The organism is Peptoniphilus catoniae, from assembly GCF_901447155.2.
In the GTDB taxonomy this organism is placed as follows: domain Bacteria; phylum Bacillota; class Clostridia; order Tissierellales; family Peptoniphilaceae; genus Peptoniphilus_E; species Peptoniphilus_E catoniae.
Map to the genome: position 1 here is coordinate 40,915 of NZ_LR588417.1, position 26,819 is coordinate 67,733.

General features: G+C 33.2%; 26 protein-coding genes. 11 read left to right on the top strand and 15 right to left on the bottom strand.

The annotated features are described in order from the left end of the window. Positions 1-5 precede the first annotated feature (5 nt). Positions 6-1,073 (top strand): glycosyltransferase family 4 protein, encoded by a 1,068-nt coding sequence (locus tag PEPCATONIAE_RS06915; RefSeq protein ID WP_138160409.1) that lies wholly within the window; start codon positions 6-8, stop codon positions 1,071-1,073. A gap of 38 nt (positions 1,074-1,111) precedes the next feature. Here the strand turns inward: PEPCATONIAE_RS06915 and PEPCATONIAE_RS06920 are convergent, their stop codons facing one another. Continuing rightward, positions 1,112-2,053 (bottom strand): NAD(P)-dependent oxidoreductase, encoded by a 942-nt coding sequence (locus PEPCATONIAE_RS06920; RefSeq protein ID WP_138160411.1) that lies wholly within the window; start codon positions 2,051-2,053, stop codon positions 1,112-1,114. Positions 2,054-2,167: 114 nt separating this feature from the next. On the opposite strand from PEPCATONIAE_RS06920, the gene PEPCATONIAE_RS06925 reads away from it, so the two are divergent. The 4 genes from PEPCATONIAE_RS06925 to hutG all read left to right on the top strand — a co-directional run bounded on the left by PEPCATONIAE_RS06925 (position 2,168) and on the right by hutG (position 6,908). Then, the gene (locus PEPCATONIAE_RS06925) at positions 2,168-3,733 is read left to right on the top strand and encodes an SH3 domain-containing protein (RefSeq protein ID WP_138160413.1); all 1,566 of its coding nucleotides are present in this window, start codon (positions 2,168-2,170) and stop codon (positions 3,731-3,733) included. 93 nt (positions 3,734-3,826) lie between these two features. Next, on the top strand, positions 3,827-4,966 hold the full coding sequence (locus tag PEPCATONIAE_RS06930) for a pyridoxal-phosphate-dependent aminotransferase family protein (protein WP_138160414.1): 1,140 nt from the start codon (positions 3,827-3,829) through the stop codon (positions 4,964-4,966). Beyond that, a complete protein-coding gene (locus tag PEPCATONIAE_RS06935; RefSeq protein ID WP_138160415.1) occupies positions 4,963-5,664 on the top strand; it encodes a B3/B4 domain-containing protein in 702 nt (233 codons plus the stop codon). The genes PEPCATONIAE_RS06930 and PEPCATONIAE_RS06935 overlap by 4 nt, the downstream gene beginning before the upstream one ends. Before the next feature lie 203 nt (positions 5,665-5,867). Beyond that, complete coding sequence (gene hutG / locus PEPCATONIAE_RS06940; protein ID WP_138160416.1) at positions 5,868-6,908, top strand: formimidoylglutamase; 1,041 nt, start codon at positions 5,868-5,870, stop codon at positions 6,906-6,908. An 11-nt stretch (positions 6,909-6,919) separates the two neighbouring features. On the opposite strand, the gene PEPCATONIAE_RS06945 is transcribed toward hutG, so the two are convergent. The 14 genes from PEPCATONIAE_RS06945 to rpmH all read right to left on the bottom strand — a co-directional run bounded on the left by PEPCATONIAE_RS06945 (position 6,920) and on the right by rpmH (position 18,129). Then, positions 6,920-7,354, bottom strand: a complete 435-nt coding sequence (locus PEPCATONIAE_RS06945; RefSeq protein ID WP_246060451.1) for a hypothetical protein — start codon at positions 7,352-7,354, stop codon at positions 6,920-6,922. 2 nt (positions 7,355-7,356) lie between these two features. Continuing rightward, positions 7,357-7,833 (bottom strand): PhzF family phenazine biosynthesis protein, encoded by a 477-nt coding sequence (locus tag PEPCATONIAE_RS06950; RefSeq protein WP_138160418.1) that lies wholly within the window; start codon positions 7,831-7,833, stop codon positions 7,357-7,359. Continuing rightward, positions 7,820-8,677: a ParB/RepB/Spo0J family partition protein gene (locus PEPCATONIAE_RS06955; RefSeq protein ID WP_138160419.1), complete on the bottom strand. Its 858-nt coding sequence runs from the start codon at positions 8,675-8,677 to the stop codon at positions 7,820-7,822. Before PEPCATONIAE_RS06955 ends, PEPCATONIAE_RS06950 begins: the two co-directional genes overlap by 14 nt. Continuing rightward, positions 8,674-9,435, bottom strand: coding sequence for a ParA family protein (locus PEPCATONIAE_RS06960; protein ID WP_138160420.1), 762 nt, complete (start codon positions 9,433-9,435; stop codon positions 8,674-8,676). Before PEPCATONIAE_RS06960 ends, PEPCATONIAE_RS06955 begins: the two co-directional genes overlap by 4 nt. Positions 9,436-9,566: 131 nt before the next feature. After that, positions 9,567-10,262, bottom strand: coding sequence for a 16S rRNA (guanine(527)-N(7))-methyltransferase RsmG (gene rsmG, locus PEPCATONIAE_RS06965; RefSeq protein WP_138160421.1), 696 nt, complete (start codon positions 10,260-10,262; stop codon positions 9,567-9,569). Further along, positions 10,252-12,150 (bottom strand): tRNA uridine-5-carboxymethylaminomethyl(34) synthesis enzyme MnmG, encoded by a 1,899-nt coding sequence (gene mnmG, locus PEPCATONIAE_RS06970; RefSeq protein ID WP_246060452.1) that lies wholly within the window; start codon positions 12,148-12,150, stop codon positions 10,252-10,254. Before mnmG ends, rsmG begins: the two co-directional genes overlap by 11 nt. A gap of 8 nt (positions 12,151-12,158) precedes the next feature. Next, positions 12,159-13,535, bottom strand: coding sequence for a tRNA uridine-5-carboxymethylaminomethyl(34) synthesis GTPase MnmE (gene mnmE, locus PEPCATONIAE_RS06975; RefSeq protein ID WP_138160423.1), 1,377 nt, complete (start codon positions 13,533-13,535; stop codon positions 12,159-12,161). Positions 13,536-13,641: 106 nt separating this feature from the next. Continuing rightward, positions 13,642-14,751: a toxic anion resistance protein gene (locus PEPCATONIAE_RS06980; protein ID WP_138160424.1), complete on the bottom strand. Its 1,110-nt coding sequence runs from the start codon at positions 14,749-14,751 to the stop codon at positions 13,642-13,644. Positions 14,752-14,760: 9 nt separating this feature from the next. Next, positions 14,761-15,807 carry a 5-bromo-4-chloroindolyl phosphate hydrolysis family protein gene (locus PEPCATONIAE_RS06985; protein ID WP_138160425.1) on the bottom strand — a complete coding sequence of 349 codons (1,047 nt, stop codon included), beginning with the start codon at positions 15,805-15,807 and terminating at the stop codon, positions 14,761-14,763. A gap of 96 nt (positions 15,808-15,903) precedes the next feature. After that, complete coding sequence (gene jag / locus PEPCATONIAE_RS06990) at positions 15,904-16,719, bottom strand: RNA-binding cell elongation regulator Jag/EloR (protein WP_138160426.1); 816 nt, start codon at positions 16,717-16,719, stop codon at positions 15,904-15,906. Continuing rightward, complete coding sequence (locus PEPCATONIAE_RS06995; RefSeq protein ID WP_180339370.1) at positions 16,716-17,432, bottom strand: YidC/Oxa1 family membrane protein insertase; 717 nt, start codon at positions 17,430-17,432, stop codon at positions 16,716-16,718. The genes jag and PEPCATONIAE_RS06995 overlap by 4 nt, the downstream gene beginning before the upstream one ends. Positions 17,433-17,442: 10 nt before the next feature. Continuing rightward, the gene (gene yidD / locus PEPCATONIAE_RS07000; protein ID WP_138160428.1) at positions 17,443-17,658 is read right to left on the bottom strand and encodes a membrane protein insertion efficiency factor YidD; all 216 of its coding nucleotides are present in this window, start codon (positions 17,656-17,658) and stop codon (positions 17,443-17,445) included. A 5-nt stretch (positions 17,659-17,663) separates the two neighbouring features. After that, positions 17,664-17,987, bottom strand: a complete 324-nt coding sequence (gene rnpA, locus PEPCATONIAE_RS07005) for a ribonuclease P protein component (RefSeq protein WP_138160429.1) — start codon at positions 17,985-17,987, stop codon at positions 17,664-17,666. Between the two features lie 7 nt (positions 17,988-17,994). Beyond that, positions 17,995-18,129, bottom strand: a complete 135-nt coding sequence (gene rpmH, locus PEPCATONIAE_RS07010; protein ID WP_138160430.1) for a 50S ribosomal protein L34 — start codon at positions 18,127-18,129, stop codon at positions 17,995-17,997. A gap of 457 nt (positions 18,130-18,586) precedes the next feature. Between rpmH and dnaA the strand changes: the two genes are divergently transcribed. From dnaA to gyrA, 6 genes are all read left to right on the top strand, one after another. Further along, positions 18,587-19,924 carry a chromosomal replication initiator protein DnaA gene (gene dnaA / locus PEPCATONIAE_RS07015; protein WP_138160431.1) on the top strand — a complete coding sequence of 446 codons (1,338 nt, stop codon included), beginning with the start codon at positions 18,587-18,589 and terminating at the stop codon, positions 19,922-19,924. A 150-nt stretch (positions 19,925-20,074) separates the two neighbouring features. Then, positions 20,075-21,169, top strand: coding sequence for a DNA polymerase III subunit beta (gene dnaN / locus PEPCATONIAE_RS07020; RefSeq protein ID WP_138160432.1), 1,095 nt, complete (start codon positions 20,075-20,077; stop codon positions 21,167-21,169). 8 nt (positions 21,170-21,177) lie between these two features. Continuing rightward, positions 21,178-21,369, top strand: coding sequence for an RNA-binding S4 domain-containing protein (locus PEPCATONIAE_RS07025; RefSeq protein ID WP_138160433.1), 192 nt, complete (start codon positions 21,178-21,180; stop codon positions 21,367-21,369). After that, positions 21,366-22,475 carry a DNA replication/repair protein RecF gene (gene recF / locus PEPCATONIAE_RS07030; RefSeq protein WP_138160434.1) on the top strand — a complete coding sequence of 370 codons (1,110 nt, stop codon included), beginning with the start codon at positions 21,366-21,368 and terminating at the stop codon, positions 22,473-22,475. Before PEPCATONIAE_RS07025 ends, recF begins: the two co-directional genes overlap by 4 nt. Then, a complete protein-coding gene (gyrB, locus tag PEPCATONIAE_RS07035) occupies positions 22,462-24,381 on the top strand; it encodes a DNA topoisomerase (ATP-hydrolyzing) subunit B (protein ID WP_138160435.1) in 1,920 nt (639 codons plus the stop codon). Before recF ends, gyrB begins: the two co-directional genes overlap by 14 nt. 9 nt (positions 24,382-24,390) lie before the next feature. Beyond that, the gene (gene gyrA / locus PEPCATONIAE_RS07040) at positions 24,391-26,811 is read left to right on the top strand and encodes a DNA gyrase subunit A (protein WP_138160436.1); all 2,421 of its coding nucleotides are present in this window, start codon (positions 24,391-24,393) and stop codon (positions 26,809-26,811) included. The last annotated feature ends 8 nt before the right edge of the window (positions 26,812-26,819 follow it).

A 26,819-nucleotide genomic window follows, 5' to 3' on the forward strand; every position in this document is an offset into this window, starting at 1 on the left:
TTAAAATGAAGGTATTATTATACTCAGATCATGAAAATTTAATTGAAAAAAGCGGAATCGGTAAGGCTTTGGAGCATCAAAGACTGGCCCTTGACGCCTCAGGAGTTAATTACAGCTTAAATCCTCGTGATAATTTCGACCTTATACAAATTAATACAGTTTTTCCTTCATCCTTTATTAAAAGTCTTATATCAAGGCTTAGGGGCAAAAAAATAATTTATTATGCCCATTCCACTATGGAGGATTTTAAAAATTCTTTTAAGGGATCAAATTTTCTTGCACCTTTCTTTAAATTTTGGATTTGTCTTTGCTATAATTCCGGGGACCTGATTATAACTCCCACGGACTATTCAAAATCTGTCCTTTATAGCTATAAAAGGATTAAAAAGCCTATTATAAGTTTGTCTAACGGTATAGATACAAGCTTCTATAGCTATAAGGAAGAATATGGACAAAGGTTTAGAGATAAGTATAGGATTCCTAAAGATAAAAAAGTTGTCCTTTCTGTAGGCCACTATATTGAAAGAAAAGGAATAATTGAATTTATAGATTTAGCCAGAGGTTTGCCTGAATATGACTTTTATTGGTTCGGCTACACCAATCCCTCCCTTGTAAGCTTGGAGGTTAAGGAGGCTCTTGAGAATAAACCTAAAAATTTATACCTTCCCGGCTTTGTTGATGAATATGAATTAAGGGATGCCTATATGGGAGCGAATCTTTTTGTTTTCCTCACTCATGAAGAAACTGAGGGGATAGTGGTTCTTGAGGCTCTGGCTTCAAAAATTCCCATTTTAATAAGGGATATACCTGTTTTTTCTCCTTGGCTTAAGGATGGATTAAATGTCTATAAGGCTGATTCAAAGGAGAATTTTATCAAAAAAACAAGTGCCATATTAAAAAAGGACCTACCTGATCTTACAGAAGAAGGCTATAAGGTTGCCCTTGACAGAGATTTAAAAAACATTGACAAAAAATTAAGGCTTATCTACCAAAGCTTTGAAGAAAAGCCGACTAAGGAGCCTTCCCTTTTTGAAAAATATTTAAAAATAATTAAAAAACCCTTTAAGGGTTAATATATAATGAAAAAGAGCCGATAAATATCGACTCTTTTTTAGTATCCCTTATTAAAATTTACCTTATTAATCAGTTCCTTTCCCTCTTTAATATTTTTTAGATTATCCATTACATTAAAGAGGACTCTGTCTCTAAAATCCTCACTGGTGTCTGATATGTGAGGCGTTATATAAACATTTTCCATTTCCCACAAGGGGCTGTCCTGAGAAAGAGGCTCCCTTTCAACAACGTCTAAGGCTACCGCTTTTATTTTGCCTGACTCAAGTTGTCTTATCATTTCAGCTTCATCTATAGTTGAACCTCTCGATATATTAATTATAACTACACCATCTTTCATTTTGTCAAAACATTCTTTGTTTACAAACCTTTCAGTAGCAGGTGTGTGAGGCAAAGCCACAACTATATAGTCTGAGCTTGCAAGCTCCTTGTCAAGATTAGTTTTATCTACACAACGATTAAAGTAATCAAGATCCCTTCCGTCTGTATTAAATCCTACAACTTCCATATCAAAACCTTGGAGCTTTCTTGCAGCATCACTTGCTATGTCCCCTGTTCCTAAAAATAAAATCTTTTTATTATAGAGGGTTCCTGAAGAATTTCTTCTTTTCCAAATTTTATTTTCCTGATTTTTAATGTTTTCCTTATTTAGTTTTTCAATTTGAAGAAGGTTATATATTATCCATTCTCCTATAGGTTGGGCATAAGCGCCCTTATTATTGCAAAGGATGATTCCCTTTTCCTTTAAATAGTTTTTATCTAAATAATCCACTCCCACTGAATAGGTCAGTATAATCTTTAGATTTTTAAAGTCCCTTAAATCCAATTTTTTAAGTGCTATACTTCCGCATAGAATTTCTGCATCCTTTGGATAATTTCCGGACCTTAATTCATTAATTCCTGCAAGCTCAACATCAAAACCCATGCTTTTTATTTTTTCAATATGCTCTTCATCAATTTTTCCGGTAACTAAAACTTTCATTTATCTACCTCCCTCTCTAACTGTTACCCAATTTTGACTCGTGGCTAACTTAGACCTCGCCTTATTGAAAAGAAGGGGCCATTATAATATAATTAGCTTGGAGGAGGGGTTTAAGTGGCTTCTAATTTTAAAACTTTACCTACAAAACTCTACATAAATCCTAGTTATAAACTTCAAATAATAAGGGCTGAGCTTACCAGCGATTTAACTATTGCTGTGGATCTTCTTAATTTAAGTGAGGAAGTTATAAGTGAGGTTTACTTTGAGGTTAAATATTTTGATGAAAATAACAATTTTTTATTTAACGGTAATCCTTCTCTTTTTCACTTAAAGGATTTGCAAATTAACCCCCATGAACTCTACTACCTTAAGCCTATAAAGGTGGAGCAGAGATTTTCAGATGCAAAGGGAATTTCCATAAGGCTTAGTGACTTATATTTTGAAAATTCAAAAATCGACAATTTGTTAGAAGAATACCCCTTTACCCTTCCCATAATTATTGAAATCAAGCGGAAAAAAATCTTGGAGGTTTTCGGCCCGGAAATTATAAGTTATGGGGAAAATACTCCTAAGCTTTGGAGATGTGTTTGTGGAGCCTTTAATTCAAAAGAGGACTATGAGTGTCAAAATTGCTTAAGGAATAAGGAATTTATTTTATCCACCCTTACTGAGCCTTTAATGAATATGAAAATTTTATCCTCTATGTCGGATTCGGATCCTAAGGATAAAAAGAATCAGAAGGTTATTAACTCCCTTACTCAAACTCAAATGGTAAAAATCGCCTTAACCAGCGACGACCTGGAAAAGACTCGTGTAAATAGGGAAATCGATGAGTCTGAAAAAAAGAAAAAAGACTTTAAAATCAAGCTTTACTTTTATATTTTTCTGGGACTTTTCATTGTTTTTGGAGGATTTTTCGGATTTAAATTTTATAGAAACTACAGAAATGACAAGGACTTTAACGATGCCAAGGCCTACCTGGAAAAAGGTCAATACCAGCTTGTTCTTGAAAAGCTTGAGGGCCTTAAATATAACGATAAATATGAGACTACTCCTTTAATTGAAAAGGCTCATGCCCTTATAGATTCAAGGAAGGCTTATGACAAGGGCAACTCCTTAATATCTCAAGGCAGATATATTGATGCTATTAAGGAGTTTAAAAAGGTTTTAAGCGACGATAAGGACAACTATTTGGAATCTCAAAACAGAATCAGCGAGCTTGAGGAGTTGATTCTTCAAGATGCAGATAGCAAAATTGCAGCTAAGGACTATGAATCGGCTCTTAACCTTCTAAATAGCTACCTTGATGTAATAAATGAATCCGCAAAGGCTGAAAATTTAAGAAATTCCATTATTAACTATAGGGCTGAAACAGGACCTGAAACTGTAGATCCCAGTGAGGCTTTGGAGCTTGAAAAAAGCAGGGCGGAAATAAATAAAAAATCCGAATCTATAATTAACACCTACCAAAAAATTACCATTGATAAGGCTAATCTTAGGGATGAGCCCTCCCTTAAATCCAATATAATTACAGTTCTTCCTAAAGAGTCTGATATTTATATATTGGAAACTAAAATCGAAGGCATAGAGAGAATTTGGTGCAAGGTCAAGGCGGAGGATTCTATAACAGGTGAGAGTTATGAGGGTTGGCTTTCAAGTAACACTTTTAAAAATAAATAAAATTATCCACAATTTTTAGGAATTGTGGATTTTTTATATTTATAAAATTAATACTTTTATTGAAATTATGTTAAAATTTAAAAGGTGATGTTTATGAAAATATTATGTGCCGGACCTACATCAATTGATAAAAGGGTCCTTGATAAAATGAGTCTTTCCCTTACTAATCCTGATCTTGACCCTAATTATAAAGACTTTTATAAATCTGTTGAAGAAAAATACAAAAAACTTATTAATACAAAGGCTACAAGCTTTTTTATTTTAGGTGAAGCTATAATTACCTTGGAGGCTTCAATTTGTTCCCTTATGGAGAAAGGTGAAAGAGTCCTTGTAATTTATAATGGCTTTTTTGGTGAAGGCTTTAGAGAATATATAGAAAATTTCGGTGGAGAAGCTGTAGCTTTTAAGGGAGATTTTAGAAGGGGAATAAATCTTTCAGACCTAAAGGACTTTCTTGAAAGGGACCACGACTTTGCCCTTGCAACTATGGTTCACTGTGAAACCCCGTCAGGACTTACTAATGATATTAAATCAATTTGTAGTCTTTTAAAATCCTATGGTATTCTCTCAATAGTAGACAGCGTATCAGGAGTAGGCGGAGAATACGTTGACTTTGATGATTTTAATATTGATGTTTTGCTTTCAGGCTCACAAAAGTGTATAAGTGCCCCTACAGGTATAGGCATGGTAACTCTTTCAGAGGCTGCTAAGGAAAAAATTTCTAAGAGAAAATCCAGGATCCCCAGCTATTATCTAAACTTTAAATACTACTATGATTCAGATCTTGCACCTTTTCCCTATACTGTAAATGAAAATCTCATTTATGCCTTAGATGAAGCTTTAAATCAACTTTTAGATAAGGATTTTGTAAATCTTCACAAAAAATATGCTGAAATTTCAAGAAGGAGCCTTGAATCATGCGGCTTTGTATTATATGCTAAGGATCACAGATCCAATACTGTAACTACAGTTATAAATCCTGAAGGTCTTGATAAAAGCGAAACCCTTCTTGAAAACCTTAGAGAAAAAGGTCTTGCCATTTCAAAGGGAGTAGGAGAAATTACTGAAAAAGTATTTAGAATAGGACATATGGGTCATAACATTTCTTATGATAATTTCCTATTTTTATTTAAATCCTTGGACCAAGCCTTTAAAGAGCTTAATATAAAAATAGAAGGTTCCCTGGAGGAAAGCTTTAAGAGAGAATTTGAAAACTATAAGGAGGAAATATGAGTAAATTTATAGCAGATGAGAGTTTTTTTGAACTTTTCCCCGAGGCGAAACTTGGAGTCTTACTTGTAAAAAACATGGAAAACTCAGATGAAAGCCCTAGAGAAGTTAGAGAAATGCTTATAAATGCCAATGAAGAGGCTGAAAAATATCTGGTTAAAAGTCAACTTAGCGAAAACCCCGAGATAGCAGTATGGAGAGAAGCCTATAAAAAATTTAAAACCAAAAAAGGTGCCAGATGCTCCATTGAAGCTTTACTTAAAAGAGTTTCAACAGGTAACGTTGTAGGTTCAATTAACACCCTAGTCGATATTTATAATTCCGCTTCACTAAAATATGCCATGCCATGCGGTGCGGAGGATATAGATAAGTTTGTAGGAGATCTTAGACTTACTGTAACTGAAGGCGGCGATGAATTTGTAGGTATAGGGGACAGAGTTGAAGAAACCTACCCTAATGAGCTTTGCTACAAAGACGATGCGGGAGCGGTTTGCAGATGCTTTAACTGGCGTGACAGCGTTCGTACCATGATTGATAAGGATACTAAAAATGCCTTTATGATTATGGAGCTTGTTGATCTTGAAAGATTTGACGTTCTTAAAGAAGCCCTTGACTACTTAAAAGAAAATCTTGAACACTACCTAAAGGCAGATGTAACAATTCACATTTTAGATAAAGATAATAATGAAGTAGAGCTATAAATAAGACACCACAACTAAAAGGTTGTGGCGTTTTATTCAATCTGTAACTAGTAATCTCGACTAAAGGACAGACTTTTTAAGTCAGTCATCTCGACCGAGGAATTTATTCCGAGTGGAGAGATCTCATAATATAAAGTCCGTTATTTTAAATAATTAAAATTCATAATAAATAGGGTATATAATACCTACTGTGAGGTGTTTTTATGATTAGAAATTATGTACTTGAAAGCCCTGAAACTTGGCAGGGCAGAATAGATGATACTGAAGATTATGATTCTTTTAGGTGGCATCAATGGATAAAGCTTATAGACTTAAATGACAATAGCTTAAAAGCTTTTGACGGTACCTTCGCCTTTTGCCTTATAGGCTTTGAGTGCGACTTCGGTATAGGTCTTAACAAGGGTAGAGTCGGCGCCGCCAAGGGTCCTGTTAGTATAAGAAAGGAACTTGCGAATTTACCCTGTCAGTTTAATGAGGAAATAAAGATTTTCGATGCCGGAAATATAATAACTGACGGCTTAAGTCTTGATGAGGCACAGGATTGTCTTGGAGAAGCTGTAAATAGAATATTGGACCTTAACATGTTCCCTATTGTCTTAGGTGGAGGACATGAAACTGCCTTCGGCCACTTTAAAGGCCTTTTTAAACATTTTTTAAAGGATGACGAAAGTATAGGTATAATTAATTTTGATGCCCACTTTGATACAAGACCTTATGAAAAATTTGGAGGCACCTCAGGTACAATGTTTAGACAAATTAGGGATTTGGTTCAAGAAAACGGCTTTGACTACAACTATATGTGTATAGGTATTCAAAAGCATTCAAACACTAAAAGTCTTTTTAATTTCGCCAAGGAAAACGAAGTAAAATATATCCTTGCTAAGGATATTGTTAATAGGGACATTCCTTCCTTGTTTGATGAAATAGACGAATTTATACAGTCTGTAGACTATATTTACATAACTATTTGTTCAGATGTTTTCTCTACAGCCTTTGCCCCGGGAGTAAGTGCTCCTCAAGCTTTAGGCATGGATCCGGAAAAGGCAATTGTGCTTTTAAAGCATATTTTATCCCATGAAAATGTTGTAAGTTTTGATATAGCTGAGGTATCTCCAAGGTTTGACAAGGATAATACTACTGCAACTCTTGCAGCTGTTTTAATTTTCTCCCTTGTAACAAAAATATCCACCCTTATTGAAAAAAGAAAAAACAAAAAGAAAATTAAAAGAAGTAGGTCTTATTAAACCTACTTCTTTTAATTTTGACTGCTGTATTTTTCAAAAATTTTATTAAATCTTGCCGCACTCGTTCTATCCAACTTATACCACTGATTATTTATTTTTAAAAATCTGTCGGTTTTAAAAAATTCCAACTTGTTAAAACTTTTATCATAAACATTTATAAATACAAAATCACTATACTCGTCACTGTCAAAATCGACTTTTTCCCCCTTAAGAGAGTTAAGCATAAGTAAAATATCCCTTAATTTAGACGAATCATTAATAGTAACCATTATATTTTTATTAAAGGTTATAAGCTCTGAATAAGACACATCCTTTAATTCCAGCTGAATTATTTTATTTCTATTTGACAGCATCTTATAGGAAAGAAAAAGCAGCAAGACGAAAAAAAACATTACAAATAATTTAGTTTTATTTTTAGATTTTCTACTTCTTTTAATTTCCAACACCTCTAAATCTTCAGTATTCCATTTAGATAAATATGAGCCCTTCCTCCAAGTCTTATAAAATCACCTTCAGAATCGATTTTTAAGGAAAAAGTTTCGCTGACTTTAGTATATACACATTGAATATCTCCATTTTTATATTCAAGTTCAACCTTTGCCTTACCCTTATCTGTAATTAAGATAACTTCCTTATTGCCAAGGTCTAAGCCCTCAATGAATTTTTCCTCAGCCAGGGTATAAAAAACACCTATAGCAGCTTCAGGAGACAGGTCTACCTTACTGCCCCTGGAGAAAATTTTTCCATCAAATATGTCTCTATCCTCTCTTTTTACAAATACTGTAAGAGGTTGATTGATATTTTTTGAAATTTCTCTCATGTCGGATTCAGATAAGGGGTCATTGGCAATAACTACAGCCAAGCTATTGTTTTCTCCTTCCCTTTTAGAAAAGACTTTTAAAAAATATACGCTATAATATCTCATCCTTATCCCTTCCCACTATTTTTTCATATATTCTGGATAAGTCTTCCTCATTATAATATTCTATTACTATGTTTTTCTTCTTACCTTTAGTCCTTAAAATTACCTTTGTGCCTAAGGCATAGGAAAGATTCCTCTCTGCCTTCTCAAGGAAAATATCATTTTTCTTCTCAGGCTTAGGTCTGTTTAAAAGGTCTGTGGTTTCCCTTACAGTATTACCTAGCCTTACAATCCTCTTAGCTTCTTTAAACTGTTGATCCTTATCTTTTATAGCTAAAAGAAGCTTGCCGTGAGAGGTGGTCAAAAGTCCCTTCTCCATAAGAGTTAAAACTCTGGGATCCAATTTTAATAGCCTAATGGTATTTCCTATATACTGTCTGCTTTTGCCAAGACTTAGAGCAAGCTCTTCCTGAGTTATTCCATAAAGATCCAGTACCCTTTTATAGCCTCTTGCCTCTTCAATAGGATTTAAGTCCTCTCTTTGAATGTTTTCAATTAAGGAAATTTTATCGGCATTTTCGTCATTAAGGTCCTTAACTATAGCCGGTACTTCTTTTAAACCTGCAAGCTTTGCGGCTCTAAACCTTCTTTCTCCCGCTATAATTACATATCCTTCCTCGGCTTTTCTAACTACCAAAGGTTGTATAATTCCAAACTTTTTTATAGATTCTGAGAGTTCTTCCAGGGAATCCTTATCAAAAATTCTTCTTGCCTGCATTTCATTTGGAGAGATTTCATCAATGTTGATATTTCTTAAGTCCCCCTCATCTTCTCTTAAAATCTTGGAAACTGTATTTGCATCTTTAATAAAGTTGTTAATTCCTCTTCCAAGTCCAGGTTTTTTCATTTTGTCACCTTATTTCTATTTAAAAACTCCTTGGCAAACTTTGAGTAAGCCCTGGCACCTTTTGAAAATCTGTCATATTCAAAAATATTCATTCCGAAGCTTGGAGCCTCAGCAAGTCTTATATTTCTAGGAATAGTTGTTGTATAAACTAAATCTTTAAAAAATTCCTCAACCTCTTTTTTTACGCTTGATGACAGATTAGTTCTGCTATCGTACATACATAAAAGGACTCCTTCAATTTTTAAATCGGGATTAAAGTTATCCTTTACCAGACCAATGGTACTCATAAGTTGCCCTACTCCCTCAAGAGCATAATACTCCGACTGTACCGGTATAAGGATGCTATCTGAAGCAACTAATGATATTATTGAAAGGACTCCTAAGGATGGTGGTGAATCTATTAAGACAAAATCATAGCTGTCCTTTATAGACTTAAGACTTTCTTTTAAAACAAATTGCCAGTTTTCTTTGCCTGAAATTTCAAGTTCCATTCCTGCAAGGCCAGGGGATGATCCTATTAAATAAAGGTCCTTGGTCTTTGTCGGAACCTGTGGACTTTCATTTTTATTTATTAAAAAATCATAGATATCAGCTTGGGGTTTTTCTTCTGTCATTGCAGATGTTGAATTAGCTTGAGGGTCCATGTCCACTACCAGGATCTTGTTTTTTTTCTTTGAAAGTGCCGCTGCCAAATTAATAACTGTAGTTGTCTTTCCGACTCCGCCTTTTTGATTAAATACACTGATAACCTTTCCCATAAGTCCTCCTTATAAGAGTAGTATTATTATAACTTCCTCATGCTCCACGTGGAGCATCTTTAGATATTATACATTGATTTAGCGTCTTGTGTAAAGCTATTAAAAAAGGAATGCTTCACGTGGAGCATTCCTTATAGAGGCTTACTTCTCGGCTTGCCGCCGGATCTCGGGTATTTTTTATCAGTATTATTAATTTTTTTTATTACAAGAAGATAGTGGGTGATATCCATAGGTAGCTTTACCTCTATGCTTTCCACATGCCTTCCGCCTAAGAGCCTTATAGCGTTTTTAGCTTCTTCAAGTTCTTTCTCATATTCAGGCCCCTTCATGGCTATAAAATAGCCTCCAGCCTTTACAAAGGGCAAGGCGTATTCACAAAGGGTTGCAAGGTTTGCTACTGCTCTTGATGTAGCTAAGTCATAAGATTCTCTATAGTCGGCTTTCCTCCCAAGCTCCTCAGCTCTTCCATGAATGGCTTCTATTTCCTTAAATTCCAGCTCATCAATAACCTTGTTTAAAAACCTTATTCTTTTGTTTAGGGAATCAAGAAGTGTAATATTTAAGTATTCATTATATGCCTTTATCACTATTCCCGGAAATCCCGCTCCACTTCCTATGTCTATAACTTTCTTTTTCCCATTTAAATAGGGAGTTTTAAAGAGGGACAAACAATCTAAAAAGTGTTTTACATCAACCTCATCCTCTTCAGTAATAGAGGTTAGATTCATCTTCTTATTTTCTTCAAGGAGGATCTTCCTAAAAGCTTCCAGTTTGTTAAGAGCCTTAGCTTCTAAACCGAAGGCCTTAATTCTTTCTTCAAGATTCATTTTTTCTCCTTTGTTGCTCAAGATATATTAACAAAACATTAATGTCTGCAGGGGATACTCCTGTAATTCTCGATGCCTGTGCCAAAGATTCAGGCTTAATGTTGTTAAGTTTTTCCCTTGCTTCAAGTCTTAGCCCTTCTATTTTAGAATAGTCCATATTAAGGTCTAATTTTCTGTTCTCCATTTTCTTAAATTGATTAATTTGAATTTGTTGTTTTTTAATATAGCCTTCGTATTTTATCTCAATTTCCACAGCTTCTATTATGTCATCTCTAAGGTAGGGCCTTTTAGAGTCAAAGATACTTGAGATTTTGTAGTTAAGTTCCGGTCTTCTTATAAGCTCCTTAATACTTATGGCATTTTTAATAGGGGAAGATCCTAAAGACTTAAGTTTTTTATTATTTTCTTCACTAGGGTTGACTTTAATGTCTGAGAGTCTGTTAAGCTCTTCCTTAATTCTGTTTTTTCTATATAAAAACTTCTCATATCTTTCGTCACTTATAAGGCCTATTTTCCTTCCTATTTCAGTAAGCCTTAAATCGGCATTGTCCTGTCTAAGAGTAAGCCTATACTCCGCCCTTGATGTCATCATTCTGTAGGGCTCCTTGGTACCCTTAGTTACAAGGTCGTCTATTAAAACTCCTATATAGGCTTCAGATCTTTTTAGAACGAGACCCTCTTCGCCCTTAACTTTTAGAGCTGCATTAATTCCCGCCATTATTCCTTGAGCGGCAGCTTCTTCATAGCCTGATGAGCCGTTAATTTGCCCTGCAAAAAACAAACCTTCTATTTCCATATGCTCAAGAGTTCTTTTTAGACTTGTGGCATCTATGGCATCATACTCTATGGCATAGGCGGGTCTTAAAATCTTAACATTTTTAAGGCCTATAATTTCTTTATAAAACTCTCCTTGGATTTCTTCAGGTAGTGAAGAGCTGACTCCCTGTACATACATTTCATCAGTTGTTAATCCTTCCGGCTCAATAAAGACTTGGTGAGAGTCCTTGTCGGCAAATCTTACAACCTTGTCTTCTATTGAGGGACAGTACCTGGGACCGACTCCTTCTATATCTCCAAGATAAAGGGCTGACCTGTTTATATTTTCACGAATTATATCATGGCACTTTTTTGTAGTGTAGGTTAGGTAGCAAACCTCCTGTTTTTTGTTAAGATCCTTGTCTATATTTTCAAAAGAGAAGGGAACAACCTTTTCATCTCCCCTTTGAACCTCCATATTGCTGTAATCTAAGGAAGATTTTAGGACTCTAGCAGGAGTTCCGGTTTTTAATCTCATAAGGTTAAAGCCCAGGCCCTCCAAAGAGTTTGAAAGTTTACCCGCAGGTCTAAAACCTTGAGGTCCTGACGAATAATTAAGCTCTCCTATATATATTCTTCCCCTTAGATAGGTTCCGGTACAAAGAACTGCAGCCTTTGTTTTATAAACGGCTCCTGTATTTGAAACAACTCCCTTAACCTTGGAGTCTTCAATTATAAGGTCTGTAGCTTCAGCTTCGTGTAGATAGAGATTTTCCTGATTTTCAAGAACTCTTTTCATTACATCATGGTAAAGCCTTTTGTCCGCCTGAACTCTCAGGGAATGTACTGCCGGTCCCTTAGAGGTGTTAAGCATTCTTGATTGGATAAAGGCCTTGTCTATTACCTTTGCCATTTCTCCACCAAGAGCATCTATTTCCCTAACTAAATGTCCCTTACCTGTGCCTCCTATATTGGGGTTGCAGCTCATTGCAGCTATAGAGTCTAGGTTTATACATAAAAGGGCAGTTTTAAGTCCCATTCTTGCAGCTGCAAGGGCGGCCTCGCTTCCGGCATGACCTGCTCCCACAACTACCAAGTCGTATTCTCCTTGTATATATCTTTTTACATCCACTGTTTTTCCTACTTTCCAATACAAAATTCGCTGAAGACCTTGTCTAAAATATCCTCATTTGTTGTTTCACCTGTTATTTCACCTAAATAATTAAGAGCCATATTTAAGTTTACTTCCATGAGGTCCAAAAAGGTTTCGTTGTTTATGTCATCTATTACATCCAAGAGAGCATTTCTTGTATCTTTAAGAGCCCTTACATGCCTTAGATTATTTACATAAACGTCTCTTGTCTGTTCAATTTTACCTTCAAAAAACATTTCCTTTATCAGGTCTTCAATTTTAGAAATTTCATCAGCCTTCATAAGTGAGGTTCTTAAATAGGCTCTGTCTCCTATAAGGGCTTTAATATCATCTTCATTTACCTTTTGCTCAAGGTCTGACTTATTAACTAAAATTATAGTCTTTTTATTTTCTATAAGCTTTACAATTTGTCTGTCATCCTCATTAAATTCTCTTGATCCGTCGAAAATAGCTATTATTAAATCACTTGTTTCTATTTCTTCCTTTGCCTTATCCACTCCGATTTTTTCAACTATATCGTCGGTGTTTCTAATACCTGCCGTATCAGTTAACTTTAAAAGCAAACCGTCAAGATTTATATAATCGCTTATAATATCTCTTGTAGTTCCTGCTACATCTGTAACTATAGCCTTTTCAAATCTTAAAAGTCCATTTAATAGGGAAGACTTTCCTACATTAGGCTTGCCTAAAATTGTAGTGTTAATACCGTCCCTTAAAAGAAGGCCCCTTGTTGAGTTTTTAATTAACTTTTCCACCCTTTCAAGGCCTCTGTCGGCATAATCCTTTAGCTTTGAATAAGTGGCCTCTTCTATTTCATCCTCAGGAAAATCTATATTTGCAACTATAAGGGCCTGCATAGAAATAAGATCGTCCTTTACCTTATCAAGTTCTCCCTTTAAAGAGCCCTCAAGCTGTCTTATACTCATGTCGTGGGCGATTTCAGATTTAGATTTTATTATATCTATTACAGCCTCAGCCTGAGTCAAGTCCAATCTCCCATTTAAAAATGCTCTTTTGGTAAATTCTCCTCTGTCTGCAAGTCTTGCTCCTCTTTCAAGGGTCAAATCTAAAATCTTTCTTACTGAAATTATCCCTCCATGACAGTAAATTTCAACTACATCCTCTCTGGTATAGGTGTAGGGAGCAAGCATTTTTACTATTAAAACTTCATCTATTACTTTATCAGCATCATAAATATGTCCGTAGATTAATTGCCTGTTGGGAGATTCTTTTAGAGATTTTTTAATTCCCTTAAAAATCGAATCTGCAATTTCAATGGATCTGTCTCCACTTATTCTTACAATACCTATACCGGCTTCTCCATTAGCTGTGGATATAGCTGATATAGTATCATTTTCAAACATATTTTCACCTTCACTTTCAATTTATGTAAAAGAATAAAAACATCTCTCTCAAGATGTTTTTACCATGCGCCCTCTAATTTTATCACAAAATCCCCTTAAATGCTGTTTATTTCAAAAGAGAATTTTTTAAATCTCCTTCCAGCTTCTTTAGTTCAATACTTGCTTCCTGTCTTTTCTTGTAGCCTTCAGCCTGAATCTTTTTAACTTCATTTAAGGCATCTATTAAAGCCTGATTAGTATACTTAATAGTTTCTATATCCACCAAGCCTCTTTCAGATTCTCTGCTTGTGTCAATGGTGCTTTGCTTAACCTTATCCGCATTCTTTCTTAAAAGCTCGTTGGTATAATCGGTAACCTCCTTTTGAGCCTTAGCAGCTTCAAGAGAGTGACCTGCACTTAAACTAAGAACCATTTGAGACTTCCACAAAGGTATGGTGTTTACTATAGTTGACTGTATTTTCTCAGCCATTATACTGTTAGATGACTGAACCATTCTTATTTGAGGAGCCATTTGAAGAGATATTGCCTTGGTAAGCTCCAAATCATAAAGCTTTTTTTCAAACCTGTTAATTAAATTCTGATAGTCGTTTACCTTTTGGGCATCTACCGGAAGTCCGCTTTCTTGTGCCTTATCCTGTAAAGCTTTTAAATCGACATTTTTAGCCCTTTCAATTTTTAATTTTCCCGCTTCTATATACATAACAAGTTCTCTATAGTAGTCCCTGTTAAGGTCATACATATAGTCTAGGGTGGCTACATCTTTTAAAAGTCTTATTTGATGATCTTCCAAAACCTTTTTTACATTATCTACATTGGCCTCTACTGTTTGATACTTGGATTTTAAAGAATTAAGTTTATTTGCAGACTTTTTAAAAATTGACAAAAATCCCTTTTCCTCTTCAGTATCAAAATTTTTAAGTCCTGTAACAAGGCCCGTAAGTAGGTCCCCCACTTCTTCCAAATCTTTGTTTCTAACTTTTTCCAAGGTTTGCTCTGAAAAATTTGAAATTTTCTTTTGAGCCCCTGACCCATATTGAATTACCATATTGGAATCTTTAAGGTCTATTTTTTCGGCAAAATCTTCTATCTGCTTTTTTTCTTCATCAGTTAAGGTAATTTCAGTTTTTTTAGTTTCTTCAAGCTTGTTTTCAATATCCTCTATACTTTCAAACTTATCTTCGCTACCATCTAAAGTGAGCTTTATTTCCTTATCCATAACTTCCTCCTAATTAAAGTCATCTTCAAGTAAACCCTCATTTTTCAACATGGATTTAAGCACTGATATATCCGCCCTTATATCCATGTAATTCATTTCAAAGGTGGATTCCAACATTTTCTTATAGGCTTCTACAAGATCATTAAGAGCTGATTCAATTTCCTTTTTAACTTCATCTTCATTGTCAAGCTTTACCTTACTGGTTTCTAATTTATAGTATTCATCAAGAAGCTTTATTGTCTCAGGTAAATAATAATTTTTAAATTTATCGTAATAATCCTTATTTTTAGCTTCATCAATATTAGAATAAAATTTTTCCGTTATTAAAACAAGCTCATCTACTATAGACTTAACAGGTTCAGCCAGTAATTTTTTGTAATTTATAAGTTTAATTACACTTGACGCATCGCTAAAGCTTTTATCATCTTCACCTTCCCTGAGGGAATACTTAACATAATCCTTGTAAGTATTGTCGTCTAAAAGTAAAATTTTATTATTTTCAATAAGCCTTGCTTCCTTAAAATACTCCTTTTCTATAAAATTATTTATATCATTAACAACGGTTTCTTCTTTAACCTGTGCAGCTAAAGCTAAGTCTGATACCTTAGCAAGAGAGGACTTACCGAAGGCTCTAAGGTATTTTTTATATCTTTTCATTCTGATTTTAGAAAGATTCGTTTTATACCTTCCATAAAATAAAAGAAGTCCCAAGGGTAAAAAGTAAAATAAAACTACTCTTAAAGCTGTTTTTTCTTTAGCTATTAAAGCTCCCATAAGGGTAAGAGCACCTAATATAGTGTGAACCCAAAATATAACTGTAAATAAAAAGTTTGAAATTTTAGAAGTCTTTTCCTCTGCAGGTATAGGGTCAACTAAAGTAGGATTCATTGCCGGAATAAGAGAAGCGTATCTTTTTTCATTTTTTCTTTCTATATAAGAATTTAATTTATCAAGAGACATACTTGCCGTCTCTGAAACTATATTCTTTAATTTTTTAAACTCGTCACTATTTAAAAAATCATCTACATAGTCAACATAATTTTTATTATTTTTCATCTTAACCCTCCAACTACTATAATATATGTAAGAAGGAAATTTTTAAAGAATTTTTAAATTAATATTATAAAAAATCCGCTGATAATCAGCGGACTTTTAATATTTTCTCTCTTTTTGTATTACAACTTTTCTAAAAGGATCCTTGCCTTCTGAATGAGTTATGACTCCTTCATAATCCTGAAGGGCTTCGTGAATAATTTTTCTATCTAAAGCATTCATAGGTTCAAGCCTTATGGATCTATTTGTGCTTAAAACCTTAGCTGCCATTTTTTCAGCAAGCTCCTTTAAAGTTTCTCTTCTTCTTTGTCTATAGCCTGAGGAATCAAGACTTATTCTTATATAGTTATCAGAGTGCTTATTTACAAGAAGACTTAGGATATATTGGATTGAATCAAGAGTTACTCCTCTTTTTCCAATAACTATTCCAAGCTTTTGTTCATCACCTTTAATCTCTATATCTATTTGTCTGTCTTTCTTTTCAATTTCAAGTTCATAGTCAAGGTCCAGGTTTTTAAGAATCTTATCTAAAAATTCTCTAATAATTTTATCTATTTCCTGGTTATCTTCAAGGCTCTGTACCTCTTCATTTTCTACAGAAATAACCTCTTCTACTTCTTCTGTTTTTTGAACTTCCTCTATAATTTCTTCTTTATTTTCAAATTCATCCCTTTTCGGGCCAACTTGGCTCTTCTCTGTATGGGAATTATTAAAGATTTCTTTTAATATATCTGAAGTTTTTTGTATTTTTGATACCTTAACAGTAGCTTCCTTGGAGCCTATAAGTCCCAAGAATCCCTTTGAAGGTTCTTCTATTATTTCGATTTTAACTTCATCCTTCTTTAAATTTAATTCCTTTAGAGCCTCACTTACAGCTTCATCTACAGTTTTTGCTCTTTTAATTACATAGTTCATTTAACTTCCTCCGATACACTTTTTGAGACCATAGCATTGGTAATCATTTGTTGTATAACGGTAAATATATTTCCTACAACCCAATATAGCAGAAGCCCTGACTGAAAATTTCTTCCCATCCAAAAGATAAAAAGAGGCATAATTATCATCATACTTCTCATCATGGATTTTGACTGCTCATTTTGTGCAGGTTGAGTCTGCATACTTAAAAATGAAGTCAGGAAAGTCGTCAGTGCGGCAATACCTGCAAGTATCATGGTCTTATCAACTTTTTCAAGGCTGTCTATATAAAAGAAGTTTTTGTTAATACTTTCAAAAAACGCCTTGTCTGTAAAAGCATATTTTGAAGGTTCCCAAAACACCCTATAAAAAGCTATAAGAACAACCATTTGTATAATCATAGGTAGACATCCCGCCAATATATTATAGTTGGCCTCCTTATAAAGTTTTTGTTGCTTTGCGGCAAGTGTTTGAGGATCATTTTTATATTTTTTTTGCAATTTTTCAATTTCCGGCTGCAATTCCGCCATCTTTTTTTGATTTTTTACCATGGAAAAGTTAATAGGTAAAACGACAAGCTTAATTATTATAGTTGAAATAATAATTGAAAGCGCAAAAAAAGATATGCTTTCCGGCTCACTTGGAAATGTTTTAGCAAGCAGATCATAGATAAATTTTAAAAACATTCCCAGTACTCTACTTATGGTACTCATTATACCTCCCTTACTTTAAAGGATCGTAGCCGCCTTTGTGAAACGGATGGCATTTAAGTATCCTTCTTACAGTCAGATAGCTGCCCTTAAAAAATCCGTACTTCTCATAGGCCTGATAGGCATATTCAGAACAAGTGGGATAAAATCTACAATGTGCTCCCACAAAAATATATTTGGAAATAACTCTTTGATAAAATCTTATTAACAGTAGCATAATCCTTTTCATAAATATCACCTTAGTTTTTTGCAAATATGAACAAAGGAATTATTTAGGTCCTGGTAGCTAAGATCCACGGCTGATTTTTTCATTACAAAAACATAATCATATCCGTCTTTTAAAAGATCAAAATTGCTTTTGTAAATTTCTCTTAGCCTTCTCTTTAGCTTATTTCTTACAACTGCATTGCCAATTTTTTTTGTAATGGTAAATCCCACTCTTTTTGTCGGCAAATCGTTCTTCCTATAAAAAACAGTTATATGTCTATTTCCGTTAATATTTCTCTTCTTGTATACCCTTTGAAAATCAATGTTTTTCTTTAAATAACAATCCCTCATACAAAAATTAAGCTGAAAGAATCTTTCTTCCCTTTCTTCTTCTTGCTTTTATAACATCTCTACCTGATCTTGTTTTCATTCTTGCTCTAAAACCATGCTCTCTTTTTCTTTGTCTGTTTTTAGGTTGGTAAGTTCTTTTCATATTTTTCACCCACTTTCTATTATACTTTAGAAATTATATTGAAATAAGCTGTAAAAGTCAAGAAACAACTGTTTATAAGGAGATTTTTCATATTTATCAACATACCTTCTAAAAATTAAATTCACCATGACTAAAATAGGCTTTATTATTGTAATTTACAAGATCTTACCCTGTTGATAAGTTCGCATTTATCTGTTAAAATAATAGTTGATAAATATTTATATTGTTGATTAAAAATATAACAGTTGATAAAAATACTTATTAACATATTGTTTATAGTTTGTGGATAGATTTATTAATTTATTTTTTTTCTTGTAAAATTAAAGATTTTTTTTAATATTTATCCACAGGTAATTTTTATCTAAAATTTTACCAACAAATTATCAAGATTTGTTAATTTTTTTATTTACATATTTTTATCCATAAAAGTCAGTTGTTAATATATTAGGAGGTAAATATGGATTTACAACTTAATGATACTTGGGAAGAGGTAATGAATAAACTTAAAATGCAGTCCATGACCTCTGTTTCTTATGATACCTGGTTTAAAGATATGAGGTTAAAAGAAATAGACCGAGAAAAAAAGATCTTTTACCTTACTGTACCTATTGATTTTATCAAGGCAAGACTTACAAACAACCCTTCTCAAATAAGAATTATTAAGAAATGTATAAGGGAAGTTATGAAGGAAGATTATGAACCTGTTATTTTAACTAAGGACGAGGATATGCCTAAGTTAAAAGAAACTCCTGAATACAGACCTTCAAACAGGCTTAATCCCAAATACACCTTTGAAAATTTTGTAGTTGGTAAAAGTAATGAATTTGCCCATGCAGCAGCCCTTGCAGTTGCTGAAAATTATGATAATCCTTCTCAGGCTCATTCAAATCCACTTTTTATTTATGGGGGAGTAGGACTTGGTAAAACTCACCTTATGCAGGCTATAGGTCACTTTGTATATAAGATAAACCCTGAAAAAAAGATACTTTATGTAACTAGTGAACAGTTTACCAACGAACTTATTAATTCCATTCAAACTAATCAAAACGAAAAATTCAGAAACAAATATAGAAAAGTCGACTTGCTTTTAATTGATGATATCCAATTTATAGCTGATAAGGACAGGACTATGGAGGAGTTTTTTCACACCTTTAATGAACTTCATGCCCAAAACAAGCAAATAATTCTAACATCGGACAAGCCTCCAAAGGAAATAAAATCTCTTGAAGAAAGGCTTATTTCAAGATTTGCCTGGGGTCTTGTAGTTGATATATCAGCTCCTGATTTAGAAACTAGAATTGCCATATTAAGATCAAAAGCGGATTCAGAAGGCTACAATGTATCAGATGAAATAATTAACTTCATAGCAAAACACGTAGAAAGTAATATTAGAGAACTTGAAGGAGCATTATCAAGAGTAATGGCATATTCAAGGCTTACTGATGAAGAAATGACCGAAGAAAATGCAGAGGTTATTTTAAAAGACCTTTATCAAACTAAAGAAAAGGTAATTAATACAAAGCTTATTAAAGAAGTAGTTGCAAAACACTATAACATTACAGTTAATGATCTGGACTCAAAAAAAAGGACTAAAAATATAGCTTACCCAAGACAAATAGCAATGTTTATTACCAGAGATTTAACAGATTTATCCCTACCTAAAATAGGAGAAGAGTTTGGAGGCAGGGATCACTCTACAGTAATTCACGCCTACAATAAAATAGAAAAAGAATTGGAAAAGCATACTTCCTTAAAGATTAAAATTAATAATATTAAAAAGGAGATTACAAGTTAATGTTAATAAGTATAAGTTTTTAATAGAAATTATCCACAAATTATTAAAAGCTTAAATCTTATTTTATTAAGCCTAAAGAAACTTATGTACAAATTAACAGGCCCTACTACTATTATTAATCTATCTATAATATTTATACGGGAGGAAAAAATGAAAATAAAAGTAAATAGAAAAGAACTTTCAAAACATATATCCATTGTACAAAAAGCAATTTCTCCAAGAACCACTATGCAAATTTTAGAAGGAATATTAATTATTGCAAAAGATAACACCCTTACCCTAATTGCATCAGATGAAAAGCTAAGTATAAAATCAAAGCTTTCAGCAGTAGTTGAAGAGGATGGAAATTATGTAGTAAATTCAAGACTTTTTGGAGAAATAATAAGAAGACTTCAAGATGATATCGTAAATATAAGTGTAAATCAAAATAATATGCACATAAGCGCAAACAAATCTGAATTTGATATTCAAGTGCAAAATTCTGAAGAGTTTCCTGATCTTCCAAAAATAGACAACGAGTCCACTGTAACTATAAATTCCGAAGACTTTAAAGAAGCTGTTAGAAAAACATCCTTTGCAGTATCTCTTGATGAAACAAGAAAAAATTTCACGGGAGTTTTTATGAATGTAGTCCAAGGATCAATAAATTTTGTAGCTTTGGACGGATTCAGAATGGCACTTAAAAGTATAAGAAGTGGATGTGAAGAAAATATATCCGTAATTATACCGGCAAGAGCCTTAAATGAAATTGGTAAGATTATAGAAGAAGAGGAAGATATAAAGGTAGATGTAAGCTTTAATCAAATAAAATTTACCCTTGCTAATACTGAAGTTTATACAACAAGAATAAGCGGAGAATTTTTTAATTATGAAGGTCTAATAAGAAACGACCATACAAGTATTGTAAAGACAAAAAGAGAAGATATAGAAAATTCTCTTGAAAGAGCCTCCCTTCTTGCCAAGGAGGAAAAAGCAAATCTTATAAAATTAGATATAAGTGGAGAAAATATTTTAATTACTTCAAATTCTGAAATAGGTTCAGTTAAGGAAGAGGTAGCTGCTCAAATAGAAGGAGAAGATTTAAAAATAGCCTTTAATTCAAAATATCTTCTTGAAGGAATAAAAAATATGACAGGAGAAAATCTGACCTTCAATTTTACCGACTCAGTTAATCCATGCATAATAAAAGAAGATGAAGATCCTGATTATATATATTTGGTTCTTCCTGTAAGACTTGCAAACTAGGTGATAAAGTGGAAAAAAGTTATATAAAATTGGGGGATTTTTTAAAAATAAACAATATAGCTCAAAGTGGCGGCGAAGCAAAGGTTTTAATTCAATCGGGATTTGTTAAAGTAAACGGAGACATTGAAACAAGAAGAGGAAAAAAACTTAATCCTGGAGATATAGTAAGTGTAAACAATCAGGAATTTAAAGTTAAATGAAAATTTTAAATTTAGAAATTTTTAAATTTAGAAATTATCAATATTTAAAATTTAAGGCTGATAGAAATCTAAACCTAATTTACGGAAAAAACGCCATGGGAAAAAGCAACTTTCTTGAAGCCATCTACACTATTACTGTAGGTAAACCCTTTAGAAGTGCAAGAAGCAGCAATCTTATTAATTTAGAAAGCAGCAAGGCTCTTTTAAAGGCTGAAATTGAAAGCTTCGGCTATATTGACAAGGTTGAAATAGAAATAAACAAGGATGGCAAAAATACCTATAAAATAAATAATGAAGACATAATATTAAAAGATTATAAAAAGGATTTCAGTTCAGTAATATTTTCTCCTGCGGACTTAAATATGGTAAAACAGTCCCCAATTGAAAGAAGAAATTATATAGATAATTTGATTTGTCTTATTAATCCTGTATATGAACATAATTTATCAGCCTATAAAAAAATAATTTTTCAAAGAAATAAACTTTTAAAAAATAATTTACACTATGATTTACTTAATGTATATAACTTTCAGCTTGCAAATTACGGAGTAAAAATTTTAAAAGATAGGCTGAGAACCATAAAAAAATTTGAAAAATTTGCCAAGGTTCATTTTGAAAGGTTATCCGGAGGAGATCATTTTAAAATAACTTATTTAAGTACAATTCCCCTTTCAAATAGTGAAGAGGAAATTGAGGCTACCTTTAAAGATTCTTTAAAAGTTAATTTTAAAAGAGATATTGAAAGAAGATACACTTCTATAGGACCTCATAGAGATGATATAGATTTTAAAATAAATAATATGTCGGCTAAAAATTTTGCCTCTCAGGGAGAAATAAGAACAATAATATTGGCACTTAAATTATCTGAAATAGATTTAATTAGAGAATATAAAAAAAGCGATCCCATACTGCTTTTAGATGATGTTTTTTCAGAGCTTGATAAAAACAGATCTTCATATTTGTTAGACAGTATAGGACCTATACAAACCTTTATAACCTCAACCGATTATGATTTTGAAAATTTTAAAATTTTTAAAGGTAATTTTTATGAAGTTATAAATGGTAAATTAAAAAACAGATTAGGAGAAGATTATGACCAAGAATAATAAAAGACATTACGGTGTTGAAGATATTCAAGTTTTAACAGGTCTTGAGCCTGTTAGAAAAAGGCCGGGTATGTATATAGGCTCTACAGGACCAAGAGGACTTCATCACATGGTCTATGAAGTAATGGACAACTCTATAGATGAGGCTTTAGCAGGTATATGCGACCATATTAAAATTCAAATATATGAAGATGGAGCCGTTTCAGTTATAGATAACGGTTCAGGTATACCTACTGATATTCACCCTCAGACTAAAAAAAGTACTGTAGAAACTGTACTTACAATACTTCATGCCGGTGGTAAGTTTAACAATAAAGCCTACTCAGTTTCAGGAGGACTTCATGGTGTAGGTGTGTCTGTAGTAAATGCTTTGTCTATAGAGCTTGTTGCTACAGTAAAAAGAGAAGGCAAGATTTATGAACAAAAATTTTCAAGAGGTAAGCCTTTAACAGACCTTACAATAATAGGAAGTACAAATAATGATGAAACAGGAACTGAAATATATTTTAGGCCTGACCCTGAAATTTTTGATACTGTAGAATTTGATTTTGAAACCCTATCTAAAAGATTTAGAGAAATGGCATTTTTAAATAAGGGAATAAAAATAGAATTTACAGACGAAAGAATCAATAAAAATGAAATTTATCACTATGAAGGGGGAATTAAATCCTTTGTAGAATATATAAATAGAAAGAAAAAACCAATTCATGATGAAATAATTTATATAGATGAATTAAAGGAAAATACATCTGTTGAGGTTGCCCTTCAATATACTGATTCTTACAGCGAAAATATCCTTACCTTTGCAAATAATATAAATACTGAAGAAGGTGGAACTCACCTTTCAGGCTTCAGATCTTCTCTAACAAGAAGTATTAATGATTATGGTAGAAAATATAATATTATTAAGGAAAAAGAAGAAAATCTTTCAGGTGAAGATGTAAGAGAAGGTCTTACAGGAGTAATATCGGTTAAACTTCCAAATCCGCAATTTGAAGGTCAAACCAAGGCAAAACTGGGAAATTCTGAAACAAGAGGAATTGTGGATTCTATAATTTCAGAAAACTTGAATATATTTTTAGAAGAAAATCCAAAAGTTGCAAAGCTTATATTAGATAAGGCCCTTTCAGCAAGAAGAGCCAGAGAAGCTGCAAGAAAGGCAAGAGATTTATCAAGAAAAAGAAATGTACTTGATTCCATGGCACTTCCCGGTAAACTTGCAGACTGCCAAAATACCGACAATAAAAATACCGAAATATTTCTTGTGGAAGGTAATTCAGCCGGAGGTTCCGCTAAAGATGCAAGAGATTCAATTTATCAGGCCATTTTACCTTTAAGAGGCAAAATTATGAATGTGGAGAAATCAAGACTTGATAAAATGCTTAATTCAGAAGAAATTAAAGCTATGATTACAGCCTTTGGAACAGGTATCGGGGAAGACTTTAACATTGAAGATTTAAGATACAATAAAATTATAATAATGACAGATGCCGATATAGACGGAGCTCACATTATGACCCTTCTTTTAACCTTCTTCTTCAGATATATGAGACCTCTTATAGAAGGAGGACACGTTTATGTGGCAAAACCTCCACTATTCGGTATAGCTTATAGAAATAAAATAGTAAGATATTGTTATGATGAAGATGAGCTTCAAAGTGCCCTAAAGGAAATGGGTAGAGATAAAAAATACGAGATAAAGAGGTATAAGGGTCTTGGAGAAATGAATGCGGAAGATTTGTGGGAGACTACTATGAATCCGGACCACAGAATACTTTTAAAAATAGAAATAGACGACTTAATATATGCAGACGAAACATTTTCCATGTTAATGGGTTCAGATGTAGAGCCGAGAAGGGAATTTATACAAGAAAATGCAATATATGTTGATTATATAGATGCATAGGAGGAGATTATGGACGAATTTGAAAACAATGGAATAGTAAATGTAAAATTATCGGAGAAAATGAGAAAGTCCTACCTTGACTATTCCATGAGTGTAATAGTGTCTCGTGCTTTACCTGATGTAAAAGACGGACTGAAGCCTGTACATAGAAGAATAATATATGGAATGCAGGTTTTAGGATTAAATCCGGGAGGTCCCTACAGAAAATCAGCAAGACTTGTAGGAGATGTAATGGGTAAATACCACCCCCACGGAGACTCTTCAATTTACGATGCAACAGTAAGACTGGCTCAACCCTTTAATACAAGATACCCTCTAGTAGATGGTCAAGGAAACTTCGGTAACATAGACGGAGACGAAGCTGCAGCTATGCGTTACACAGAGGTGAGAATGACAAAGCTTGCCCTGGAAATGCTTAGAGATATAAATAAAGATACTGTAGATATGCAGCCAAACTTTGATGAAGAGGAGCTTGAACCTACAGTTCTTCCTTCAAGATTTCCAAATCTTTTAGTAAACGGATCTGCAGGTATAGCGGTAGGTATGGCTACAAATATGCCACCTCACAACCTAAATGAAGTAATAGACGGAGTAATAGCCTTTATAGACAACGATGACATTACTGTTGAAGAGCTTATGAAAAGTATAAAAGGTCCTGATTTTCCAACAGGATCTTATATAATGGGCAAGAGCGGAATAAAGGAAGCCTACGAAACAGGCAGAGGCAAAATTCAAATAAGAGCTGTTGCAGATTTTGAAGAAGTAAAAAACAAAACCAGAATAGTAATTAAAGAAATACCTTATCAAGTTAACAAATCAAACTTAATAGTAAAAATTGCACAGCTTGTAAGAGAAAAGATAATTGAAGGAATTTCAGCAATAAGAGATGAATCAACAAGAAAGGGAATAAGAATTGTACTTGAACTAAAAAGAGATGCAAATCCAAACATAGTTCTTAATAAATTATACAAAAATACCCAAATGCAAATTACCTTCGGTATTATAAACCTTGCTCTTGTAAATGGTGTTCCTAAGGTTTTAACATTAAAAGAGCTTATTTCCAACTATGTTGATCACCAAATAGAAGTTGTAACAAGAAGAACTAAATTTGATTTAAACAAGTCAAAGGAAAGAGCTCACATAGTAGAAGGACTTAGAATAGCCCTTGACAATATTGATAGAATTATAGAAATAGTAAGATCATCAAAAGACGATGATGAAGCAAAAGAAAAATTTACAAAAGAATTCGGCTTAACAGACGTACAAGGTCAAGCCATACTTGACATGAGAATCAAAAGACTTACAGGTCTTGAAAGAGAAAAACTTGACAATGAATACGAGGAGCTTTTAAAAACTATTGCCGAGTTGACTGAAATTCTTGAAAATCACCATGTTTTAATGGAACTGATAAAAAAAGAATTAACTGAAATAAAGGAAAAATTCGGAGATCTTAGAAGAACTGTAATAAAGGCATCAGAATCTGAAATAGATATAGAAGACATAATAAAAGAAGAAGACGTTGTAATTACCCTTACTAATTCAGGATATATAAAAAGAATGCCCGAAGGAACCTACAAACCTCAAAGAAGAGGGGGAAGAGGAATTTCAGCTCTAAGTACCAAGGACGGAGACTTTGTATGTGATCTTTTTGTAACATCAAGTCACGATTCAATTCTCTTCTTTACAAATCTTGGTAGAGTCTATATGCTTAAAGCCTATGAAATACCTGAAAGCTCAAGACAAGCAAGAGGAACTGCGATAATTAATCTTTTAAGCTTGTCCCAGGATGAAAAAGTTCAATCTATAATTCATGTAGACGAATTTAACCCTGACCTTAACATTCTAATGGCAACTAAAAAAGGAATAATAAAAAAGACTTCCTTTGAAGAATTTAGAAACATTAGAAAAACAGGTATAATTTCCATGAAATTAAGAGAAGATGACTCAATAATATCAACTATTCTAACAACAGGGGAGAAAGATGTAATTCTTGCAACTAAAAAGGGAAAGAGCATAAGATTCTCTGAAAAAGATGTGAGAAACACAGCTAGAAACTCCATGGGAGTAAAATCAATAGAATTAGATGAAGATGATGAAGTTGTAGGCTGCGATATAGCAGCAGACAATAAATATTTCCTTGTAATATCAGAAAAAGGATTTGGAAAAATTACACCTATAGAAGAATATAGAACTCAGTCAAGAGCAGGAAAGGGTATAATAACCTACAAACCTAAAGAAAGAACAGGAGACCTTGTTTCATCAAAGGTAGTAGATAAAGAAGACGAAATAATGATAATAACATCAAAGGGAATAATAATAAGAATAGAAGTTGAAGGAATATCATCAATGGGTAGAGCCACATCAGGAGTAAAACTTATGAACATTACCGATTCCAATGTAGTTGCTGTAGCTAAATATATTGGAGATTAAGGAGGCAT

Excerpts from the sequence above, each read along its gene's own strand:
- recF (WP_138160434.1), top strand. The coding sequence starts at position 21,366 with ATGAAAATTTTAAATTTAGAAATTTTTAAATTTAGAAATTATCAATAT.
- rpmH (WP_138160430.1), bottom strand. The coding sequence starts at position 18,129 with ATGAAAAGAACTTACCAACCTAAAAACAGACAAAGAAAAAGAGAGCAT.
- hutG (WP_138160416.1), top strand. The coding sequence starts at position 5,868 with ATGATTAGAAATTATGTACTTGAAAGCCCTGAAACTTGGCAGGGCAGA.
- PEPCATONIAE_RS06920 (WP_138160411.1), bottom strand. The coding sequence starts at position 2,053 with ATGAAAGTTTTAGTTACCGGAAAAATTGATGAAGAGCATATTGAAAAA.
- PEPCATONIAE_RS06935 (WP_138160415.1), top strand. The coding sequence starts at position 4,963 with ATGAGTAAATTTATAGCAGATGAGAGTTTTTTTGAACTTTTCCCCGAG.
- PEPCATONIAE_RS06985 (WP_138160425.1), bottom strand. The coding sequence starts at position 15,807 with ATGAAAAATAATAAAAATTATGTTGACTATGTAGATGATTTTTTAAAT.
- PEPCATONIAE_RS06960 (WP_138160420.1), bottom strand. The coding sequence starts at position 9,435 with ATGGGAAAGGTTATCAGTGTATTTAATCAAAAAGGCGGAGTCGGAAAG.
- mnmE (WP_138160423.1), bottom strand. The coding sequence starts at position 13,535 with ATGTTTGAAAATGATACTATATCAGCTATATCCACAGCTAATGGAGAA.
- PEPCATONIAE_RS06980 (WP_138160424.1), bottom strand. The coding sequence starts at position 14,751 with ATGGATAAGGAAATAAAGCTCACTTTAGATGGTAGCGAAGATAAGTTT.
- gyrA (WP_138160436.1), top strand. The coding sequence starts at position 24,391 with ATGGACGAATTTGAAAACAATGGAATAGTAAATGTAAAATTATCGGAG.
- dnaN (WP_138160432.1), top strand. The coding sequence starts at position 20,075 with ATGAAAATAAAAGTAAATAGAAAAGAACTTTCAAAACATATATCCATT.
- PEPCATONIAE_RS06915 (WP_138160409.1), top strand. The coding sequence starts at position 6 with ATGAAGGTATTATTATACTCAGATCATGAAAATTTAATTGAAAAAAGC.
- rnpA (WP_138160429.1), bottom strand. The coding sequence starts at position 17,987 with ATGAGGGATTGTTATTTAAAGAAAAACATTGATTTTCAAAGGGTATAC.
- PEPCATONIAE_RS06955 (WP_138160419.1), bottom strand. The coding sequence starts at position 8,677 with ATGAAAAAACCTGGACTTGGAAGAGGAATTAACAACTTTATTAAAGAT.
- rsmG (WP_138160421.1), bottom strand. The coding sequence starts at position 10,262 with ATGAATCTTGAAGAAAGAATTAAGGCCTTCGGTTTAGAAGCTAAGGCT.
- dnaA (WP_138160431.1), top strand. The coding sequence starts at position 18,587 with ATGGATTTACAACTTAATGATACTTGGGAAGAGGTAATGAATAAACTT.
- yidD (WP_138160428.1), bottom strand. The coding sequence starts at position 17,658 with ATGAAAAGGATTATGCTACTGTTAATAAGATTTTATCAAAGAGTTATT.
- jag (WP_138160426.1), bottom strand. The coding sequence starts at position 16,719 with ATGAACTATGTAATTAAAAGAGCAAAAACTGTAGATGAAGCTGTAAGT.
- PEPCATONIAE_RS06930 (WP_138160414.1), top strand. The coding sequence starts at position 3,827 with ATGAAAATATTATGTGCCGGACCTACATCAATTGATAAAAGGGTCCTT.
- PEPCATONIAE_RS06950 (WP_138160418.1), bottom strand. The coding sequence starts at position 7,833 with ATGAGATATTATAGCGTATATTTTTTAAAAGTCTTTTCTAAAAGGGAA.
- gyrB (WP_138160435.1), top strand. The coding sequence starts at position 22,462 with ATGACCAAGAATAATAAAAGACATTACGGTGTTGAAGATATTCAAGTT.
- PEPCATONIAE_RS06995 (WP_180339370.1), bottom strand. The coding sequence starts at position 17,432 with ATGAGTACCATAAGTAGAGTACTGGGAATGTTTTTAAAATTTATCTAT.